The sequence below is a fragment of the Rhodococcus sp. 15-649-2-2 genome, from assembly GCF_002258645.1.
Lineage (GTDB): Bacteria > Actinomycetota > Actinomycetes > Mycobacteriales > Mycobacteriaceae > Rhodococcoides.
The window spans coordinates 1-20,411 of the sequence record NZ_NPFM01000025.1; the positions used below are offsets into that span (position 1 = coordinate 1).

Below are 20,411 nucleotides of genomic sequence, written 5' to 3' on the forward strand. Positions count from 1 at the left end.
GGGGAAACGCCCGGTCCCATTCCGAACCCGGAAGCTAAGCCCTCCAGCGCCGATGGTACTGCACTCGACAGGGTGTGGGAGAGTAGGACACCGCCGAACACAACATTCCGTAATGCCCCCGACCTCACGGTCGGGGGCATTACGCATTTCGAAACTATTACCCCCACAACGTATTCGAGTGTGATGCCCCATCCGATTCCCCGGGCGTCGAACACCCATGTCTCACGATTTTGTGCGATGTCCGAAGACTGCATATCGGAGCGAACAGATCGAGACTCCGCCGGCTAACCCAGCGAAGTAGTTCGGCAAACGCGCTCGCGTTCGTCAGGCGCGAGCGGAATCGCCGACGAATCCGTGAGCGTCTGACAAACGCGAGTGCATTCGCCAGACGCGTGCAGGTTCGCCACACCGATGAACGCCAATCCCGCGCATCTGACAAACGCGCACGCATTTGCCATCAATCCCGCGAATCTGGCAAACGCGTACGCATTTGCCATACGCCCCGCGCAGATCGACTGGTCCTTCCCGGCCGTTCCGTGTACCGCTGCACGCACGACAGACACTGTCGAGTCCGGGGACATATGAGGTACGCACTACAGACACCGCCTCGGTCCACACCGCTGACGACCTAGGGCTTCCGCACCTCACGAACGCGCGCGCACCCGCCAGTCGCACCTCGACCGCTCACCAATCCCCGCGGACCTGACACACACACGCACACGCAGCTGCGACGACCTGCACACGTTGGATCCGACGGTTGTGCCTTCGGCAGTGTCGGAATCTCCACTGCTCAGATCGCACGTCGGCAGCGTCGATCGTAAGGCTGAGCGCGGACGGACCTGTATGCCCACTCGAAATCATCTATCGTGCAATGACATTCGAGACAACTGCCCAGTCCCCGCTACCGGATGAATTAATTCGGTGGAGTTCGCGGCTCAGGCCGTGCATGATCATTACACAGGCACATCGTAGAGACCGTGGAGGTGGACAATGGCAGCAGAATCGAAGTACGCAAGCCGACGAGTCGTCTGCACTCGGTTTGCGATTATTGCCAATTACGCTCTCTGAGTAGAGCTTCGGTCCGAAGGTGATGTGACACCCTTCGAATTCCTCGCCGCGCAGAACATCTCTGTGTTCGGCATCCATACTTGTTGTAGGAGAACAGATGTACCACTACGAACAAATCTTGAACGAACATCGACAACGGGTCGAGCGTGGTGTCCGGAACTACGAGCGGCGTCGGGTCGCGGCGGAAAGGGCATCGGAACCGACTGCTAGCGAAGGGAACTCACGAGAAGCTGGGGTTGTCGACGAAGGGGCATCCAATGACGGCGATGTTCCGACTTCCGAGTCCCACCTTCGCGTCGGGACGTTCTCGTCCATGAGCTGAGGCTCAATGTTCGACCAGATCGGAATATCGATCGCCCGCCGCCTCGATGAAGTCGCGGACGAACCAGCACGCAGGGACCACCCGGAGTCCCTGCGTGCTGGTGTCGTCGAGTGCGTGCTCGGTGAGTGTGGCTGCGAGTCCTCGACCGCGAAAGCGAGGGAGCGTGACGGTGTGATGGAACGTTCTGACGCCGTCGGATTCGAGGTACTCCGAGTAGCCGGCCAGCTGAGAGTCGACATGGATCTCGAACCGGTTGTCGGCAGTGTCGTGGGTGATCGTCACCTGCATGGTGGTACCTCCTGGCCGAATTCGCTCTGCTCACCGTAACCGGCACTCGTCCGACGGGGTGTTCGGCGGTTACTCGAGCGTGGGTAGAAGCAGTAGGGTGAGGGAAACCGAGTCGTGCAAGCGCCACCCGTCGCAACACCGCTCTTCATAAGTACGGGGCGCTCTCGAGGCTGAAGGTGGCAATCCGTGGAAGACACATCCGACCGGGGAATCAAGGCATTCATTCGAACCGTCGCTCAGCGCGGTGGACGTGCGGAGCGGCTGACCACGTCTCGCCGTAACCCCGTGCAGGTCTGGTCTATGGACGGGAAGTCCTCGTGCATCGTTCGAGTGCGATCGAAGGTGACCGGGGACTGGAAGGCTCGCAGGCAAGACGAGTCGCTCGAGAGCGACGACACCGGATCGTCGTATTGGGTGTTCGTCGACCTTGCGAACGAAGAGCCGCGCTTCTACATGGTGTCCTCGGAAGAGATGGCGACCGATATTCGCGGAGAAGTCGATCTGTGGGTTCAGGATTCGCCTCTTCGAACCAGAACTGGGCATCACGCGATCGCGGTGGACCGGGTGGCGCATGGCAGTGAGCGGTGGGACCTGTTGGGGCTGAGCTCCACGTTGGACACCACGCTCGATGTCGGTCCCGAGCAGACGTGGGTTCGTACCCCTCGGGTGAAGGCACCCCGCAAATCGGCGAAAGCCGCCGTGGAGGAAGAAGTCGTCGACAACCGTGTGCGAGTCGTCGCCGATTGCGAGGGCTATCGACTGAGCGGCCGCTACGACCCCGAGACCCAGCGACTGGAGATCACTGCCGGGCCGATGGAGGGTCGACGATTCGACAATCCGTCCGTCGCGGCCAGTGCCGTCGCCACCCATATCAGCGGAGATGTCGAAGAGCGCGACGGCTGGCAGTTCTGGCAGTTGGACACTCCGGATCGCGCTCCGCTGGGATCGTTTCAGTAGAGAACGGCAGGCCGGACGGGCTTCGTTGTGATTCCTCACCAAATTGTTCCATCGGCCATAAACGGGCCAAGGGTCGGATTAATCTAGCGCTGGTAGGACGAGCTCCCTGTTTTAGCCACTGGGTCGAATCGACGTTCGAGAGTTCGTTCGTACATCGAAATCGGAGTATCAGCGAGCTCAACGGTCGACAGTGCGAGGGGTGCTGTCGACCGTGGGGAGAGGTATTCACCATGGAGCATTCCTACCGGTCAGGCACAGCCCACGCGTCGCGTTTCCTGTTCCTCATCGCGCAGTTCGTGGATCGAAGAATCCCAGCCGAGTTCTTCTCGGCCCAGTTTCGCGAGCTGCAGAACACTCAGTCCGCGTACCTCGACGCCGACGTGTCGTCGGTCATCGGAATGTTGTCGGTGGACGTCGGAGCGTACCTGGGTGACGTCGAGATCCGCGGAGTCGACTACATCGACTCCGAACAACTGTGGATGGCCGCCGGGCAGGCGTTTCGTGATCTGATGACCGTCCAGTCCGAGCACATCGAGCGTGAGGCCGGCTGATGGTCCACGACGATGTCACTTGAACCGATCGCGCTGCCGCAGAAGATCTTCGAGCCTGAATCGTCGATGGGTTCCGCGCATCTCGTTAGGTAGATCGCCCGCATCGGCCAACCGTCTGACATAGGTATCGGAGACCCCGAGTACTGCCGCGGCCTGCGAGGTCGTGAGTAACTCGTCCACCGTTCCGATTGCCACTGCTCGGCCGGTGGCCAGCTGGGTGAGGAGTTCGAGGACAGCACCGCGTGCCGCGTCGTCGAGTGGCACCGCCGAATCTCCGATTCTGACGTCGACGTCCGTACCCGTTCGCTTGTGTACGACGGCCGCGAGTTGTGTGGCCGAGCGCGAGGCGAGAGCAGGCATGACGAATCGGAAGTCCATTCGACCAGGATAGAAGCGGACAGTACGCATAGGCTCGAGGCACCCGACTCACAAGGAGTGTTTCAGTGCCGCAGTTGTTGCATCTCGATTCGTCCGCCGACCTGGTTCGTTCGATCAGCCGTCAGGTGACGTCCCGCTTCTCGGACAGCTGGCATTCGATCGGCACCGACCACTCCGTGATCCATCGAGACCTGCATCTGAATCCGCTGCCCCACCTACCCACTTCGGCGCTGCACTGGGCACCACACCTCCGCGCAGCCGACGAACTTGTGGAGGCATCCGCCGAGGCGCTGCAGATCGAACTGATCGAAGAACTGATCTCGGCGGACGTTGTGCTCATCGGCGCACCGATGTACAACTGGTCGATCCCGTCGACCTTGAAGGCGTGGATCGACTACGTACACGTTCCCGGCATCACCGTCCCGTTCGACGGCGATACGGCACCCCTCGTCGGCAAACCTGCTGTTGTGGTGACCAGCCGCGGTAACGACTACACCCCCGGTACCGACGGCGCGTCGGCAGATCACACCACGGCCCAGTTGCGGCAGGTCCTCGGGGTCGCGCTCGGGATGGACGTCCACTTCGTCCCGATCGATCTGACGCTTGCTGCACGAGTGCCGGCGCTGGCACCCCGGATTCCGCAGGCGCAAGCCAGTCTCGAGGCTGCGTTTGTCGCCGTCGAGGGACTCGCTCTGCAATTGGGCGGGGCTTTGCCCAGGTAGGACCCGAGTAGCCTGGCGAGGTGCTACCGAACGGCCCAGGCAACGACACCACCCGCGGCAACCGCGGATCGGGTCGGCATCGTATCCACACAGCGTCGCGTCATCGTGGTCTCGCGCTTCGGATCGGACGGGTCGTCGTTGCCACTGCTGCGGTCGCCTCGGTTGCGGTGAGTGGCATCGGGTTCGCGGTCTACCGCGAGGCGACCACCGGACTGACCACCTCCGACGCTCTCGACGGTATCGCGAACAACGATCCGGGCGGGAACGGCCAGGACACCAACATCCTGTTGATCGGCCTCGACAGTCGCAAGGACATGGACGGAAACGACCTGCCCGCCGAGTTCGTCACCGATGAACTGCACGCGGGAGACAGCGATGTCGGCGGTTACAACACCAATACTCTTCTGCTGGTTCATCTTCCGGCCGATGGCGGACGTGCGACCGCGTTGTCGATACCTCGTGACGACTACGTCGACGTCCCCGGGTACGGCAAGCGAAAGATCAAGGAGGCGTACGGCCTCGCCAAGGCCGACGCCGATACGGAGTTGCTCGACGAGGGCGTCACCGATCCGGCCGAGCGTGAACGGCGAGCGAGAGAGGCAGGTCGGCGATCGACGTTGACTGCGGTCCGCAACCTGCTCGACGTGCCGATCGACCATTTTGCCGAAGTGAACCTCCTGGGTTTCTACGACGTGGCGACGGCCGTCGGCCCCATCCAGGTGTGCTTGAACAATCCAGTCGACGACAGCTATTCGGGGGCGAACTTTCCAGCCGGCGCACAAGAGCTGGGCGCCTCGCAGGCGCTGTCCTTCGTACGGCAACGTCACGGCCTCGACAACGGCGATCTCGATCGAACCAGACGGCAGCAGGCTTTTGTTGCCGGGGTGATGGCCAAGCTCAGCTCCTCCGGTGTTCTCGCGAACATCGGCGAACTACGAGCGCTGGTGGCGGGAACCAAGAACGACATCGTCATCGACGCGTCGTTGGATCCGATGACGCTCGCCGGGCAAGCCGGTGCGGTCATGCAGGGCGACATCGACTTCTACACGCTGCCGATCAAGGGGTACGACACGATCAACGGTCAGGACGTCAATCTCGTCGACGTCGACTCCATCAGGGCCGAGGCTGCGCGGTTGATCGGCAACGCGCCGGTGCCCACACCGTCGATCACCGAGGCACCGGCCCCGACGACGGGACCTCCGCCACTCGCGATCGCCCCACCGGATACGACCGAGGATCTGCCCGGGGCACCAGACGAGGGCGTGCACAGCGACGGCGGCATTCCCTGCGTCGACTGAGCCCTGCGTCGACTGAGCCCTGCGTCGACTGAACGCGCGCCGGGCAGGTCAGGGTGCGCTCAGCAGAACATCCATCAGCTGCTTCTCCACCGCAGCGAACTGAGGTGTCGTCACGATCTCCAGTCCGCGTGGGCGGGGCAGGGGCACCTCGACCTGCCGTCGTACATGGGCCGGCCTGGGGGAGAGGACGACGACCCGATCGGAGAGGTACACCGCCTCACGGATGTCGTGCGTGATCATCAGCACCGTCCATCGAAAGTCCGACCAGACCTGCTGCAACCAGGACTGCATGTCGCTGCGGGTCAACGAGTCCAGCGCACCGAACGGCTCGTCGAGCAACAGCACCGACCGGCCCTGCACCACCGTCCGTAGTAGCGCAGCTCGCTGGCGCATGCCGCCGGAGAGCTCGGCCGGCCTGGCCGACTCGTATCCGTCGAGGCCGAACACCGGGAACAGTTCCCGCGCCCGCGCCCGCGCTTCCTTCTTGGCGACACCCTGCACTTCGAGTCCGAGAGTCGTGTTGTCCAACACGGATCGCCAGGGAAACAGAAGGTCCTTCTGCGGCATGTAGGCGCATGGTGGCGCATTCACCGTGCCGGAATCGGGTCGGTCGAGCTGGGCCAGCATGTTGAAGACCGTGCTCTTGCCGGATCCGCTCGGCCCGATGATCGAGACGAACTCGCCGGGCTTCGCATCGAACGAGACGCCGTCCAGCACACGCTTGTCGCCGAACGATTTGGTCAGATCGCGAACAACGATGCAGTTGTCGGAGGCGGGCGGTTCAGACATGCAGTCCCGCCGAACCGTGGCGTGCCCACGGAGCAACCAATCGCTCCACCACGAACGTGGAGACGAAGAGCACCACACTGATCACGGCTGTGACGGCCACCGCGGCAAGAACCAGATCGGTTCGGAACGAGTTCTTCTGTTGGCTCATGTAGATGCCCAGCCCTGCACTCGCTCCGGCGTATTCGGCGAAGATCGCCCCGACGACCGCGTAGGTGATACCGATGCGTAGTGCGGTGAAGAACCGGGGGAGAGCAGACGGTAGGCGTACGTACCGAAACTGTTGCCAGCGTGAGGCTCCCATGCTCACGAGGAGAGACCGCGCATCGCGATCGGCCGCCGCGAAGCCCTCGATCAGCCCGATGGCCATGGGGAAGAACGTGGCCAGAGCGATCACCAGAACCTTGGGGAGCAAACCGAAACCGAACCAGATGATCAGCAAGGGTGCGATGGCAATGATCGGCAGCGTCTGCGACACGACGAAGAGTGGTACGAATGCGCGCCGGAGCCACGGCGAGAAATCCACCGCAACGGCCAGTAGCCAGGCGAGGGCCAGGGAGACCGCAAAACCGACGAGCGTCACCTGCAGGGTCGCAGCCGCGTTTTCGGCGATCGCGTCACGCTGCGCCCAACCCTGCACGACGACGCGACCGGGCGACGGCAGCACCTGCGGGCGGATGCCGCTGACCTGGACGTAGACCTGCCAGGCAGCTATCAGCGCGGCGACAACGGTGACTGCGGGCCACGCCCAGCGGATGGAGGCGCGGATTCCACTGAACGAGAACGTGTCTCGCTCAGCGGTGACCGGCTTACCGATCGCCGAGGTAGTCATTGGTGAAGTACGTCGACCAGTCCGGCTCCGTCGTGAGAGGGGTGCCGTTCTGATCGGCCAGTACACCGCTCTCGTACAGGAATTTCGAGTACGCCGTCCACTTGTCGAGGCTCTGTCTGCCGACCTCGCCGGAGGCATCCTTCATGTACTTCGCTGCGAGCATCTCCTGGCTCTCGAAAACGAGCGACTCGTCGGTGAAGGTTCCGGGGTTGGCGTCGATCAGATCCTGGGCAGCTCTGTCCGGATCGTCGGCAGCGAGTTGGTAACCGCGTTGCAGGGCCTGTACGAACTTCTTCGCCTCGTCCGGGTGGGCAGCGAGCCAGGGTTCGTTGCCACTGATGGTGAGAGCGTAGGCGTCGGGAAATCCGTAGTCGGTGTAATCGAAGTACTTCATCGGGGTTCCGCTGTGTTCGGCTTCGATGCCCTCCCACGCGAAGTAGGAGACGGTGAAGTCCGCGGTGCCCGAATACACCGCCTCGTACGCCGAGGTTCCCAGGACGACGGTCTCGTATTCGCCTGTGCCACCGTCGTTCTTGATGACCTGCTGGAGTCCGGCCTGCTCCCCGGATTCGCCGAAGCCGGCATAGACCTTGCCGTCGAGGGCCTTGGGGCTCGGGATGTCGTCTCGATCTGCGCGGACTCCGATGCCGGTCGCCCAATGCTGTAGCGGTGCGAGAACAGAGACGGTCTGCGCGCCCGCCGAGGTGGCGAACACCCCCGAACTCTGGGTGCTGATGCCGAACTCGGCGTTACCGGCATCGACGAGCGTGTCCGCTGCAGTGTTGTTGTAGGGCAGAACCTCTACGTTCAACCCGGCGTCGGCGAAGTAGCCTTCTTGCAGGGCAACGTACAGGCCGGTGTGATTGGTGTTCGGGGTCCAGTCGAGGGCGAATCGAATGGTGTCGGAATCGGTCGATTCCGAGCAACCTGCCAGCCCGGTGGTTGCCACGACCGCCGCTGCAAGCGTGGCGAGGATTCGTGTGGTTCTCATGCGTACACCGCGCTCTCGGCCAGGGGCCACGCAGTGGGATGTAAAGCGCTGTCCCAGAACATTAATTCGTATCGCGACGCGACGACGAAGGCGTCGATCATCTGCTTGCGCTGATCGAGCGTCGCAGCCGCAGCGGCGTCGTCCACGAAATTCTTCGCAGCGTCGACGATGGCATGAAATTCGGGTGCGTCGTAGGCAGCCACCCATTGCGCATAGGGGTGTTGGGGATCGCGATCGAGAACCGTCTTCGCTGCCGCGGCGAGTGAGCGGCCGACCTCGGCGTAGATCCAGAAACACGGCAGCACCGCGGCGGCGGCCACGGCATACGGCTCGGTTGCTGCAGTGGCGATCAGGTAGGACGTGTAGCCCAGGCACTCCGGTGAAGCCTCTGGAGTCGACGTCGACGAGGGGAGCGACCCCCCGTTCAGCATGGCCTCGTGCGACGACGCCTCGTCCATGGCGCTCGCAGCGGCGCTCGCCCAGAACGCCCCGGCGAGCGGGTTCGGTGCATGTGCGGCCAGCAACGACAACGACTTCACGTACCCGCTCAGATAGAGCGAGTCCTGCTCGAGGTACCGACGGAACGCATCGAGCGGAAGTGTCCCGGCTCCGAGCAGTCGGAGGAATTCCAGGTCGTCGATCGCGTGCCGGATGTGCGCGGAGGCATCCCACAGGAGATCGGTGAAGCGGACCGGGTCCGCAGATACAACAGGCGTCATCGCCTTCGACATCCCTTCGTCAGCATTACCTGAATCAGGTTCGGCGGGTTTGATCTCAGCATCCGCATCGGCGGACACACCCCGTGTCAGAACGAAAGCGACAGTAACACCGGTCACCCGGTGTCGGTGCCGCCGCCCCTGTATCTGCGGCCCGGGCTCACCCCAGCATGTCTTCGAGTTCCATACCCTTGGTCTCGGTGATCTTGGCCTTGACGAACAAGAACGACAAGGCAGCGAACAGTGCGAAGCCGGCGTAGATGGCCCACAGGCCGACGGACGACGTGAGCGGCGGGAAGGCAAGCGTCACAGCGAAGTTGGCAATCCAGTTGGCTGCCGTGCCGATGCCGAGGGCCATGGCTCGCATGCGGTTGGGGAACATTTCGCCGAGCATGACCCACATGATCGGACCCCAGGTCGACGCGAAGAAGATGACGAACAGGTTGGCACCGATCAACGCAATGGCACCCCACGGAGCGGGGAGCGTGATGTCGTCGCCGCTACCGATCGACTGCGAGAAAGCTACCGATGCCATGACGAGTCCGACGAACATGCCGAGCGAACCCGCCAACAACAGCTTGCGCCGACCGATGCGGTCGACGAACAGGATCGCCACGAACGTCATGACCACGTTGATCACCGCGGTGATGACCGACGTGGTGAACGACTGGTCTTCGGTGAAGCCGACCGAGCGCCACAGCGTCGTCGAGTAGTAGAAGATCGCGTTGATGCCCACGAGCTGCTGCAGCACGGCCATCGTGATGCCCACCCACACGATCGGTTGCAGACCGAACTTCGGCCCGCGGATGTCGGCGAACGACGAACGTGATTCCTTGCGCAGCGTCAGCCTGATTTCGTGAACGCGCTCGTCGGGATGCAGTTCGCCGGTGATCTCGGCGAGCACTCGCGCTGCTTCTTCGTCGAGATGCTGACCCACCAGGTACCGCGGGGATTCTGGAATCAGCGTTGCCAGCAGTCCGTACACCAGTGCCGGCACGACGCCCACGAGGAACATCCAGCGCCATGCTTCGACGCCGAACCACAGGTCGTTCGACGCCCCGTCTGCAGCACCTGCGAGAAGTGCGTCGGACAGAAGGGCGGCGAAGATACCGATGGTGATGGCCAGCTGCTGAAGCGAGGCCAGGGAGCCGCGCCATTTGGCCGGTGCAATTTCGGCGATGTAGGCCGGTGCGATCACCGACGCGATGCCGATGCCGAGGCCGCCGAGCACTCGCCACAGCATGAGGTCGGGGACGCTGAACGCAAAGCCGGAGCCCACCGAGGAGATGATGAACAGCGCCGAGCCCAGCAGCATCACTCTCTTGCGTCCCCAGCGATCCGCGAGGCTACCAGCGAACCATGCGCCCACAGCGCAGCCGATCAGGGCGATCGCCACCACGAAGCCGGTGGTGAACGAGCCGAGGGAAAAGTGATCTTCGATCGAGTCGACGGCTCCGTTGATGACCGAGCTGTCGAAGCCGAACAGGAAGCCACCCACAGCTGCGGCGACGCTGACGCCGATGACCTTCGCTGTGTGGTGGTCCGAGGTCTGATTCATGAGTGACGCACCTTCTGGCCGCGCGCGGGGGCGTCGGCCGCTGGGGAGACCGTACGGCAGAGATTGTCGTACCGTACTCGGACATTACGCCTGGTCCTTTGCCGCGCAAACGACGCCGTCAGCGAAGGTCGAAATCCTCGGCCGAGACGGTGAAGCCATGGCCGACCTGGTCGGTGCAGGTGACGCCGGCTTGCTCGTCGACGCTGCATTGCAGGCCGTTGGTGGATCCGCTGCCGGGGACGGTGAGCACCTCGCCGTACGGCAGTGCCGCCGCGGGGCCGTCGAAACGATGGAACTTGGGATCGCCGAGGCTCTCGAACTTCGCCGGTGACCCAGCGATCAACTGCACGGCATTGGGTTCGACGACGGACTCCGAGGCTCCGCTTCCAGGAACCTTCGGTGCCGAATCGGGGAGCGAACCGTGGCAACCGGCGATCGAGGTGTTCAGCACGGCGATACCGCACTCGAATTTTCCACTGGGGCTCGAAAAGTAGTACCAGCCAGGTGCTTTGCCCGCGTAGTCCTTCGAATCGACCTGAGCCGCTGCCGAAGTCGTCGGCGTTGCCGTGGTGGTGGGTGGCGGCGTCGTGGACGCAGGTGAGGGTGAGAGCGTACTGCGGGGCGTGGTCGGAAGCGCGGTGATGGGGGTGGGGCGGTCGGTGATTACGGTGGCCATCGCCCCGTCGCCGCCACTGGAACCGCAGGCGGCCAGTAGCCCGACTGCCACGACTGCCGCTGCGGCACATCCGATTCTTCTCATCGTCGATTCCTTCGCTCGGGGGCGTCGACGCCGAAAGAAGCGTCGCCGAGCCCAGGGGTGATGTTGGTACGTTGGGCAGCGAACGAACAGGAGGCTCGATGGGCAACGCGTCCGACTCCACCGTGTGTGTGAGCACGCCGTACGGCGAAGTTCTCGGCTATCCGGTCGCCGTCGACGCATCGCCGATCGTGGCATGGAGGGGAATTCCCTACGCGGCGCCGCCGGTGGGGAAGCTCAGATTCCGATCGCCGCGTCCCCTGCAACCGTGGAACGGCGTGCTCGACGGTCTGCACTTCGGTGCGATGGCACCGCAGGGCCGCGACAGTCCGGTGCCGATCGATCCGTCGTTGTCCATCTCCGAGGATTGCCTGTCGCTCAACGTGTGGGCACCACGGCCCGACGGCGAACTGCGTCCGGTGCTGGTGTGGATCCACGGCGGCGCGTATTCGCTCGGTTCTTCTGCGCAACAGGTGTACGACGGGCGACATCTGAGCGAGAACGGCGACGTGGTCGTGGTCTCGATCAACTTCCGCCTCGGTGCCTTCGGGTTCCTCGACTTGTCGTCGTTCTCCACCGACGAGCACACGTTCGAGACCAATCTCGGACTGCGAGACCAGATCGCAGCCCTCGAATGGGTGCGCGAGTGCATCGCCGCGTTCGGTGGCGATCCCGATCGAGTCACCCTGTTCGGCGAATCCTCCGGGGGCGCATCGGTCACCACGTTGATGACGTCTCCGAAGGCCGAGGGCCTGTTTCAGCAAGCGATCGTGCAGAGTGCTCCTGCGACATCGGTGTACGGCCCCGATCGAGGTGCCGCGGTGGCGTCGAGATTTCTCGAATTGGTGGGTGTCGACCGGGACGACATCGGCGAATTGTTCGACATGCACTTCAGCAGGTTGGTCACCGCGGGGGACACGCTCTGCTACGAAGTTCCCACGAGAGTTCCTGGCACTTTGGGTCTTTCGCCGGTCGTGGACGGTGACATCGTTCCGCGTTACCCGGTGGCGGCGTTCCAGAAAGGGCTCTCGCACAAGATTCCACTGATCATCGGCACCAACCACGACGAGCCGTCGATCTTCCGATTCATGAAGTCCCCGTTGATGCCCATCACCTCCGACACCGTCTCGGAGATGTTCCGGGCCATTGCCCACGATCATGCCGATCTTCCCGCTCACCGCGTCGCCGAGATCATGGCGGCGTACCCGGACCGGAACAAACCGGCCGGCGCACAAGCCATGTCGCGTGACGCGGGATTCGTCATGCCGAGCATGTGGATCGCCGACGCGCACAGCAGGCACTCGCCGACCTGGATGTACCGATTCGATCACGCGACACCGATGCTCAAAGCGGCTCGTGTGGGTGCCGGACACGCAACCGAACTGCCGTACGTCTTCGGCAATTTCGGGACGTTGAACCGAGACCCGACGTTCTGGCTCGGTGGACGTAAACCGGCGATGGCGGTGGCGGCGCGGATCCAGAGGCGGTGGCTCGCTTTCGCGCGGTACGGCGTGCCCGCTGCGCTGGACGCGTCCAAGCACTGGGCTCCGTACACCGAGAAGACGCGATGGACGCTGGTGATCGACACATCCGACACCCTCGTCGAGGATCCCGACGGCGACATGCGCGCTGCCTGGGGCGACCGGGTTCTCGGATTCAGCTGACACGTCACCATGCGTCCTGTCGCATGGACGTTGCTGACATGAATCGAACGTAACAGCAAGAACACCGGTCGCTCGAGTCCCAGCGGTAACAATTGGATGTCAGCAGCCTGTCGGTAGGTGCAGTTATGTTCGTTGAGTGTTGATGTCCAGGATCGTCGAAGCCTCCCGTGCCGTGGCCGCGACGCGCTCGCGCAAGGTCAAGATCGAGCAGCTGAGCGCGGTGCTCGCCGAGGCGGAAGCCGGCGACATCGAATCCGCGGTGTCGTGGCTGTCGGGGGAATTGCGGCAGGGTCGAATAGGAGTCGGGTGGCGCACGCTGGCCGATCTCGACGTCACCTCCGCCGAGGTCTCGACGTTGACGGTCACCGAGGTCGACGATGCGATCTCCGCAGTCGCGTCGACGTCGGGTGCCGGGTCGGCTGCGCGGCGAGTAGCGCTGTTGACGGACCTCTTCTCGCGCTGCACCGCGGAGGAGCGGCAGTTTCTCATCAGGCTCGTCACCGGCGAACTCCGTCAGGGGGCGCTCGAGGGAATCATGGTCGACGCGGTCGCTGCCGCCACGAATCTTCCGCAGGCTCCGGTGCGTCGCGCGTTCATGCTCTCGGGCCGCCTGTCGGCCACTGCTGTTGCCGCGATCACCGGCGGCGTAGAGGCCCTGGACGCGTTCCGGCTCGAGGTGGGACGCCCGGTCCGCCCGATGTTGGCCTCGCCCGCAGAATCTCTGCACGCGGCGTGGGAGCAACTGGACGGCGACGTCACCGTCGAATACAAGCTCGACGGCGCTCGAATTCAGGTGCACCGCTTCGGAACCGACGTGAGCATCTACACGCGGACCTTGCGAGACATCACTGCGAGCGTGCCCGAGTTGGTGGAACTCGTACTCGCACTGCCGTGCGACTCGGTGGTCCTCGACGGGGAGACCCTTGCCCTCGACGACAGTGGGCGGCCCAGGCCGTTCCAGGAAACGATGAGCCGGTTCGGCGCGGAGAGCGCGCACGAACTTCTGCTGCAGCCCTACTTCTTCGATTGTCTGCACCTGGACGGCGACGATTTGCTCGATGTGCCCCTCGAAGAGCGGCTGGCTGCACTCGAACGAGTGGCACCGGGGCACCGAATTCCCAGTGCCGTTCGGCCCGATACGGACGGAGCAGCCGCCCATTTCGATGCTGCACTCGACGCCGGGCACGAGGGGGTCATGCTGAAGGCTCTCGGAGCGCCGTATGCCGCAGGCCGCCGCGGAAAGAGCTGGCAGAAGGTCAAACCCGAACACACCCTCGACCTCGTCGTCCTCGGAGCCGAGTGGGGATACGGACGTCGTACCGGTTACCTGTCCAATCTGCACCTCGGAGCTCGCGATCCCGATGGCGGTGACCCGATCATGGTCGGCAAGACGTTCAAAGGCCTGACCGACGTTCTGTTGCAATGGCAGACCGAGGAATTTCCCAAACACGAGAGAGAGCGCGACGAGCACACCGTGTATCTGCGTCCCGAACTGATCGTCGAGATCGAACTCGACGGCGTGCAGGTCAGCCCACGCTACCCGGGCGGCGTGGCGCTGCGATTCGCGCGAGTCCTGCGGTACCGACCCGACAAGAACCTCGCGACCGCCGACACCATCGACTCCGTGCGTGCACTGTTGCCGAAGTCCAACTGATCAGAATCCCACCTGTGCACACCGCGGACGATTAATACATACGAAACCGGACGAACGATCCCGTAACACGGCGCAAAATATTCTCGAGGGTGCAAGCCAGCGAGAGATGGAGTGCCAATGATGCCCACAGTTCGAGCTGCACTGGTCCAAAGCAAGTGGACCGGTGACAAAGAATCGATGATCGCGGCGCACGAGGGGTTTGCTCGGTCCGCCGCCGAGCAGGGCGCAAAAGTCGTTTGTTTCCAGGAACTTTTCTACGGTCCGTACTTCTGCCAATTGCAGGACGCAAAATTCTACGAATACGCCGAATCGGTACCCGGGCCCACCGTCGATCGTTTTGCCGCATTGGCGAAAGAGCTGGGCATCGTGATGATTCTGCCGGTGTACGAGCAGGAGCAGCCGGGCCTTCTCTACAACACCGCCGCCGTGGTCGACGCCGACGGCACCTATCTCGGCAAGTATCGAAAGCACCATATTCCCCATGTCAACGGATTCTGGGAGAAGTTCTACTTTCGACCCGGCAACCTGGGATGGCCGGTGTTCGACACCGCGGTCGGTCGAATCGGGGTGTACATCTGCTACGACCGGCACTTTCCCGAAGGTTGGCGTGCGTTGGGTCTTGCCGGCGCGGAGATCGTCTTCAACCCCTCGGCTACCTCGCGCGGCCTGTCGAACTACCTGTGGAAGCTCGAGCAACCCGCATCTGCCGTCGCGAACGAGTACTACGTGGGCGCGATCAACCGGGTCGGAATCGAATCCGAATACGGAGACGACGATTTCTACGGGACCAGCTACTTCGTGGACCCCGAGGGCAAATTCGTCGGCGAGGTGGCGTCGGATTCCGAGCCCGAGATCGTCGTTCGAGATCTGGACATGGACTTGATCAAGGTGGTCCGTGACCGATGGGCCTTCTATCGTGACCGCAGACCCGACGCCTACGGCCCGCTGGTGCAACCCTGATGGCCACCACCTTCGTGCACGGTGGAACCGTGGTATCCACCACCGGCGCACAGGAATTGGATGTGCTCATCGACGGTGAAACCATCGTCGCAGTATTAGCACCGGGCTCGGTGTCACTGGCCGCAGACTTGAAGACCTCGGCAGACGTCGTCATCGACGCCACCGGGAAGTACGTGATTCCGGGCGGCGTCGACGGACACACCCACATGGAGATGCCGTTCGGTGGCACTTTCGCCTCCGACACCTTCGAGACCGGAACGCGCGCGGCAGCCTGGGGCGGTACGACGACCATCGTGGACTTCGCGATTCAGACTCCCGGCCAGCGAGTACAGGACACATTGGCACAGTGGCACGAGAAAGCGGCAGGGAAGTGCGCCGTCGACTACGGGTTTCATCAGATCATCGGCGACGTCACCGACGATTCCCTGAAAGCCATGAGCGAGTTGGTCTCCGAGGGTGTCACCAGCTTCAAACTCTTCATGGCCTACCCGGGCGTCTTCTACTCCGACGACGGCAAGATTCTGCGCGCCATGCAGTCGGCGGCCGAAACAGGTGCGTTGCTGATGATGCACGCGGAGAACGGCATTGCCATCGACGTTCTCGTGGCGCAGTCGATCGCACGCGGAGACACGGCCCCGTACTTCCACGGGACGTCGCGTCCGTGGCAGCTCGAGGAGGAGGCGACGCACCGAGCCATCATGCTGGCCGACGTCACCGGCGCGCCGCTGTATGTGGTGCACGTATCCGCCAAGCAGGCGCTCGAGCAGATTGCGCAGGCTCGGGGCAACGGGCAGAACGTGTTTGCCGAAACGTGTCCGCAGTATCTCTATCTGTCGCTCGAAGAACAGCTCGGTGCGCCGGGTTTCGAGGGGGCCAAATGGGTGTGCTCGACGCCTCTGCGGTCGCGGGCCGAGGGGCATCAGGACGAACTGTGGCGTTACCTGCGCACCGGTGACGTCGCAACCGTCAGTACCGATCATTGCCCGTTCTGTATGAAGGACCAGAAGGAGATGGGTATCGGCGACTTCTCCAAGATTCCCAACGGAATCGGGTCGGTGGAGCATCGGATCGATTTGATGTTCCAAGGGGTGAAGAGCGGAAAGATCACCCTCGAGAAGTGGGTGGATGTCTGTTGCACCACCCCGGCCCGGATGTTCGGCATGTACCCGAAGAAGGGCGTCATCAGCCCCGGAGCCGATGCCGACATCGTGATCTACGATCCGAACGGGCACACCAGCATCGGAGTGGACAAGACCCATCACATGAACATGGACTACTCCGCGTACGAGGGTTTCGAGATCGACGGGCACGTCGACACCGTGATGTCTCGCGGGCGGGTGATCGTCGACGGCGGATCTTACTCCGGCACTGCAGGACACGGCAGCTTCGTCCGACGCGACCTGTCGCAGAATCTGATCTGAGCCATGGACATCGGGGTAGTGCTGCAGTGCAATCCGCCGGCGTCCCGTGTGATCGATCTGGCCAGACAGGCCGAGACACATGGCTTCTCGCACGTATGGACCTTCGATTCGCATCTGCTGTGGCAGGAGCCGTACGTCATCTACAGCCAGATTCTGGCCGCGACCAGGCGCGTGACGGTGGGTCCGATGGTCACCAATCCGGCTACCCGCGATTGGACGGTGACGGCATCGACATTCGCGACGCTCAACGACATGTTCGGCAATCGCACCGTCTGCGGCATCGGGCGTGGAGATTCCGCGGTCCGCGCTCTCGGTGGTAAGCCGACAACGCTTGCGGCGCTTCGTGAGTCGATCGAGGTGATCGGCAGTCTCGCGAACGGGCGTAGCGCCCGAGTCGGTGAGACGACAGTGCAGTTCCCGTGGGCAGAGCACTCGAAGCTCGAGGTGTGGGTCGCGGCGTACGGACCCAAAGCCCTCGAGCTCACCGGGCAGGTAGCGGACGGCTTCATCCTGCAGTTGGCCGATCCGGATATTGCTGCCTGGACGATCGGCCGAGTGCGTGCTGCGGCCGAGGAGGCGGGTCGCGATCCGGATTCGATCTCGATCTGTGTGGCCGCTCCCGCCTATGTCACCGACGGTACCGAGGCCGGCCTCGAACACGCACGGGACCAATGCCGTTGGTTCGGCGGGATGGTCGGCAACCACGTCGCAGATATCGTCGCGCGCTACGGCGGCGATGGCGGCGGGGTGCCGCAGGCACTCACCGACTACATCGCAACACGTACCGGGTACGACTACAACGAGCACGGCCGAGCAGGGAACTCGCACGCAGAATTCGTTCCGAACGAGGTGATCGACAGGTTCTGCATACTCGGCACACCGGCCGAGCACATCGCCAAACTGAAAGAGCTGGAGGCACTGGGCGTCGACCAGTTCTCTGTCTATCTCCAGCACGACGCCAAGGCCGCGACGCTGGAAGCGTACGGAGAGAGCATCATTCCGCAGATCCGCACGTCCGTCACGGCTACGTCGTGACCGGTGTTCTCGATCAGGCGGCGGTGGTAGCTCCTACTCCCGCCCGCTCGTCGCGAGGACTTCGTCGTCCGGTCATGGCGGTGGCTGCGGTCGTGTTGTTGCTGGTGTTGTGGGAGCTGGTGAAAGTGCTCGTCCCCGAAAACGGCGTGAGTGTCGGGAGTGTGCGGGTGTTGCCGCGCACCGACGACGGCGCTCTGCCGCATGTGTGGTCGGTGTTGGCTGCGTTGACCGAGCCGGAGGTGAACGTTGCCGGGGCACGCAGTGTCGGCGCGGCGATCGTCTCCAGTGGATTGTTCACGTTCGGGCTTGCGGTGCTCGGATTCGTTTTGGGCGCGTCGGTCGGACTGGTGCTGGCTGTCGCCATGCAACGATTCGTGTGGGTGGAGCGGTCGGTGTTGCCCTACGTGATCGTCTCGCAGACGGTGCCGCTCATTGCACTGGCACCGCTCATCGCCGGCTGGGGAGGAAAGATCGCCATCGCCGGGTACTCCTGGCAGCCGTGGATGAGCATCACCGTCATCGCGTCGTACCTCGCGTTCTTCCCGGTGGCAGTGGGGATGCTGCGCGGCCTACGTGCACCCGACCGGGCATCGCTGGATCTGATGCACAGCTACGCGGCCGGATGGTGGACCACACTTGTGCGGCTACGGCTCCCGGCCTCGGTGCCGCACCTGATCCCGTCGCTGCGGCTGGCTGCCGCAGCCGCTGTGATCGGTGCTGTCGTTGCCGAGATCTCGACCGGAACCACCGGCGGTATCGGTAGGCAGATCATCGTGTTCTCGCAACAGGCGACAGGCGACGCGTCTCGTCTGTACGCAGCCGTTCTCGGTGCCGCGGTACTCGGGCTCGTGGTGACCGGATTGGTGGCCCTGCTCGATATCGCTCTCGGCCGATATGCGGGCCGTACTCCTGCTCGAAGGGCGGATTCATGACCGTGCATGCTGTTCAGGTCGAGAGCGTCGGCAAGACGTTCGATGGGGGAGTGACCGCGCTGGACGATGTGTCGCTGTCGATCGCTCCCGGCGAATTCGTATCTCTGATCGGCCCTTCCGGCTGCGGCAAGTCGACGCTGCTTCGCATCATCGCAGATCTCGAGCAACCCACCTCCGGTGCGGTGTCGGTGTTCGGTCTGACGGCGCCGCAAGCTCGCGTCGAACAGAAGTACGGCATCGCATTTCAACAGGCAGGGCTACTCGATTGGCGAACGGTGCAGTCGAACGTTGCGTTGCCGCTCGAGCTGCACAAGGTGGCGAAACGAGAACGCGCGGAACGGGTACGTGAACTGCTCGAACTCGTGGGACTCACCGATTTTGCCGAGCGCTATCCCAGCCAGCTGTCCGGTGGTATGCAGCAACGAGTAGCGATCGCACGTGCTCTGGCCCGAACGCCGGGACTGTTGCTGATGGACGAACCGTTCGGCGCACTCGACGAGATGACGCGCGAAAAGATGCAGAACGACCTGTTGCGCATAGCCGAGGAGTCGAGCGCAGCAGTGGTCTTCGTGACCCACTCCATTCCCGAAGCGGTGTATCTGTCCGACCGAGTGGTCGTGATGTCGCCCCGGCCGGGGAGGATCGTGGACACGCTCACGATCGGCACGTTCGACTCCGTCGGGGACCCACGCGAGTCCACGGAATTCTTCTCCGCCATCACCTCGGTTCGGGATGCACTGCACGGGCGCGTCGTTCGCGGTGCGGATCTCCGATGAGAGTCTGGCTGCCGCCGGTGGTGTTCGGCATGGTCCTGCTCGGATTGTGGCAGCTGCTGACCGTCGTCGCCGGGGTACCGTCGTTCCTCCTTCCCTCACCGAGTGCGATTGCCGAACAGTTCGCTCGTAACGTCGGCAACATCGGATCGGCAAGTGTGGCAACCGGAACCAATGCATTGGTGGGGTTGATCGCGGGATCGGTCCTCGGTCTTCTCGCCGCGATGGTGGCCGTTCGCCTCAGGATCGTCGACGAGCTTCTCACCCCGCTGGCGGCGGGTGCCGCTGCGGTTCCCATCGTGGCCCTCGCTCCGGTGTTCAACTCGATGTTCTCCTCGACCACCGACCTACCGCGCCGCCTCGTCGTGACCATTGTCGTGTTCTTCCCGGTCTTCGTCAGTGCGGCAAAAGGACTCCGACAGGTGTCGCCGGTGCATCACGACCTGATGACCTCGTATGCGGTCGGCGGCTGGCAGTTCACGCGCATCGTTCGTCTTCCGTCCGCGGTGCCACACATCTTCACCGGGTTGCGGGTTGCGGCTCCGAATGCTGTCATTGCAGCCATCATCTGCGAGTACTTCGGTGGATTGCAGAACGGTTTGGGGTCGCGGATCACCTCCGCCGCGGCGAACACCGCCTACCCCCGGGCATGGGCCTACGTCGTGGGTGCCATCGCAGTCGGGTTGCTCTTCTTTCTGGTCGTTCTCTTGCTCGAGAAGCTCGTGTCCCGCCGTCGTACCTAGGAGAA

The 20,411-nt window shown here is 63.2% G+C and carries 20 protein-coding genes, 1 rRNA gene and 1 riboswitch; of the genes, 13 read left to right on the forward strand and 8 right to left on the reverse strand.

What is annotated here, in order from left to right:
• Nucleotides 1–99 (forward strand): 5S ribosomal RNA (gene rrf, locus CH305_RS16135); the annotation flags it as partial.
• 1,294 nt (nt 100–1,393) lie between these two features.
• On the opposite strand, the gene CH305_RS16145 is transcribed toward rrf, so the two are convergent.
• A complete protein-coding gene (locus CH305_RS16145) occupies nt 1,394–1,678 on the reverse strand; it encodes a GNAT family N-acetyltransferase (RefSeq protein ID WP_037154620.1) in 285 nt (94 codons plus the stop codon).
• A 186-nt stretch (nt 1,679–1,864) separates the two neighbouring features.
• Here CH305_RS16145 and CH305_RS16150 point away from each other — a divergent pair, with 186 nt between their 5' ends.
• Both CH305_RS16150 and CH305_RS16155 read left to right on the forward strand, forming a co-directional pair.
• Nucleotides 1,865–2,635: a hypothetical protein gene (locus CH305_RS16150; protein ID WP_032402911.1), complete on the forward strand. Its 771-nt coding sequence runs from the start codon at nt 1,865–1,867 to the stop codon at nt 2,633–2,635.
• 230 nt (nt 2,636–2,865) lie between these two features.
• On the forward strand, nt 2,866–3,186 hold the full coding sequence (locus CH305_RS16155) for a hypothetical protein (protein WP_032379500.1): 321 nt from the start codon (nt 2,866–2,868) through the stop codon (nt 3,184–3,186).
• A 15-nt stretch (nt 3,187–3,201) separates the two neighbouring features.
• On the opposite strand, the gene CH305_RS16160 is transcribed toward CH305_RS16155, so the two are convergent.
• Nucleotides 3,202–3,564: a helix-turn-helix domain-containing protein gene (locus CH305_RS16160; protein WP_094704240.1), complete on the reverse strand. Its 363-nt coding sequence runs from the start codon at nt 3,562–3,564 to the stop codon at nt 3,202–3,204.
• 65 nt (nt 3,565–3,629) lie between these two features.
• On the opposite strand from CH305_RS16160, the gene CH305_RS16165 reads away from it, so the two are divergent.
• Nucleotides 3,630–4,286 carry an FMN-dependent NADH-azoreductase gene (locus CH305_RS16165; RefSeq protein ID WP_052058750.1) on the forward strand — a complete coding sequence of 219 codons (657 nt, stop codon included), beginning with the start codon at nt 3,630–3,632 and terminating at the stop codon, nt 4,284–4,286.
• 20 nt (nt 4,287–4,306) lie between these two features.
• On the forward strand, nt 4,307–5,584 hold the full coding sequence (locus CH305_RS16170; RefSeq protein WP_094704241.1) for an LCP family protein: 1,278 nt from the start codon (nt 4,307–4,309) through the stop codon (nt 5,582–5,584).
• 48 nt (nt 5,585–5,632) lie between these two features.
• Here the strand turns inward: CH305_RS16170 and CH305_RS16175 are convergent, their stop codons facing one another.
• From CH305_RS16175 to CH305_RS29480, 6 genes are all read right to left on the reverse strand, one after another.
• Nucleotides 5,633–6,373 carry an ABC transporter ATP-binding protein gene (locus tag CH305_RS16175; RefSeq protein ID WP_094704242.1) on the reverse strand — a complete coding sequence of 247 codons (741 nt, stop codon included), beginning with the start codon at nt 6,371–6,373 and terminating at the stop codon, nt 5,633–5,635.
• On the reverse strand, nt 6,366–7,202 hold the full coding sequence (locus CH305_RS16180; protein ID WP_057477817.1) for an ABC transporter permease: 837 nt from the start codon (nt 7,200–7,202) through the stop codon (nt 6,366–6,368). The genes CH305_RS16175 and CH305_RS16180 overlap by 8 nt, the downstream gene beginning before the upstream one ends.
• Complete coding sequence (locus tag CH305_RS16185) at nt 7,180–8,193, reverse strand: ABC transporter substrate-binding protein (protein WP_057477818.1); 1,014 nt, start codon at nt 8,191–8,193, stop codon at nt 7,180–7,182. Before CH305_RS16185 ends, CH305_RS16180 begins: the two co-directional genes overlap by 23 nt.
• Nucleotides 8,190–8,912 carry a TenA family protein gene (locus CH305_RS16190; RefSeq protein WP_094704277.1) on the reverse strand — a complete coding sequence of 241 codons (723 nt, stop codon included), beginning with the start codon at nt 8,910–8,912 and terminating at the stop codon, nt 8,190–8,192. The genes CH305_RS16185 and CH305_RS16190 overlap by 4 nt, the downstream gene beginning before the upstream one ends.
• A riboswitch (TPP riboswitch) is annotated at nt 8,907–9,006 on the reverse strand. It overlaps the preceding gene by 6 nt.
• 63 nt (nt 9,007–9,069) lie before the next feature.
• Nucleotides 9,070–10,467 (reverse strand): sugar porter family MFS transporter, encoded by a 1,398-nt coding sequence (locus CH305_RS16195; RefSeq protein ID WP_057477819.1) that lies wholly within the window; start codon nt 10,465–10,467, stop codon nt 9,070–9,072.
• Nucleotides 10,468–10,585: 118 nt separating this feature from the next.
• A complete protein-coding gene (locus CH305_RS29480) occupies nt 10,586–11,227 on the reverse strand; it encodes a hypothetical protein (RefSeq protein WP_256983802.1) in 642 nt (213 codons plus the stop codon).
• 98 nt (nt 11,228–11,325) lie between these two features.
• Here CH305_RS29480 and CH305_RS16205 point away from each other — a divergent pair, with 98 nt between their 5' ends.
• The 8 genes from CH305_RS16205 to CH305_RS16240 all read left to right on the forward strand — a co-directional run bounded on the left by CH305_RS16205 (nt 11,326) and on the right by CH305_RS16240 (nt 20,406).
• Nucleotides 11,326–12,888 (forward strand): carboxylesterase/lipase family protein, encoded by a 1,563-nt coding sequence (locus CH305_RS16205; protein ID WP_057477820.1) that lies wholly within the window; start codon nt 11,326–11,328, stop codon nt 12,886–12,888.
• 136 nt (nt 12,889–13,024) lie between these two features.
• Nucleotides 13,025–14,542, forward strand: a complete 1,518-nt coding sequence (locus CH305_RS16210) for an ATP-dependent DNA ligase (protein WP_094704243.1) — start codon at nt 13,025–13,027, stop codon at nt 14,540–14,542.
• 120 nt (nt 14,543–14,662) lie between these two features.
• The gene (locus CH305_RS16215; protein WP_218828596.1) at nt 14,663–15,502 is read left to right on the forward strand and encodes a nitrilase-related carbon-nitrogen hydrolase; all 840 of its coding nucleotides are present in this window, start codon (nt 14,663–14,665) and stop codon (nt 15,500–15,502) included.
• Nucleotides 15,502–16,923 carry a dihydropyrimidinase gene (gene hydA, locus CH305_RS16220; RefSeq protein WP_057477823.1) on the forward strand — a complete coding sequence of 474 codons (1,422 nt, stop codon included), beginning with the start codon at nt 15,502–15,504 and terminating at the stop codon, nt 16,921–16,923. Before CH305_RS16215 ends, hydA begins: the two co-directional genes overlap by 1 nt.
• Nucleotides 16,924–16,926: 3 nt before the next feature.
• Nucleotides 16,927–17,958, forward strand: a complete 1,032-nt coding sequence (locus CH305_RS16225) for a TIGR03842 family LLM class F420-dependent oxidoreductase (RefSeq protein ID WP_094704245.1) — start codon at nt 16,927–16,929, stop codon at nt 17,956–17,958.
• Complete coding sequence (locus CH305_RS16230; RefSeq protein WP_094704246.1) at nt 17,955–18,890, forward strand: ABC transporter permease; 936 nt, start codon at nt 17,955–17,957, stop codon at nt 18,888–18,890. The genes CH305_RS16225 and CH305_RS16230 overlap by 4 nt, the downstream gene beginning before the upstream one ends.
• Nucleotides 18,887–19,666: an ABC transporter ATP-binding protein gene (locus tag CH305_RS16235; RefSeq protein WP_094704247.1), complete on the forward strand. Its 780-nt coding sequence runs from the start codon at nt 18,887–18,889 to the stop codon at nt 19,664–19,666. Before CH305_RS16230 ends, CH305_RS16235 begins: the two co-directional genes overlap by 4 nt.
• Complete coding sequence (locus tag CH305_RS16240) at nt 19,663–20,406, forward strand: ABC transporter permease (RefSeq protein WP_094704248.1); 744 nt, start codon at nt 19,663–19,665, stop codon at nt 20,404–20,406. Before CH305_RS16235 ends, CH305_RS16240 begins: the two co-directional genes overlap by 4 nt.
• Nucleotides 20,407–20,411 lie beyond the last annotated feature (5 nt).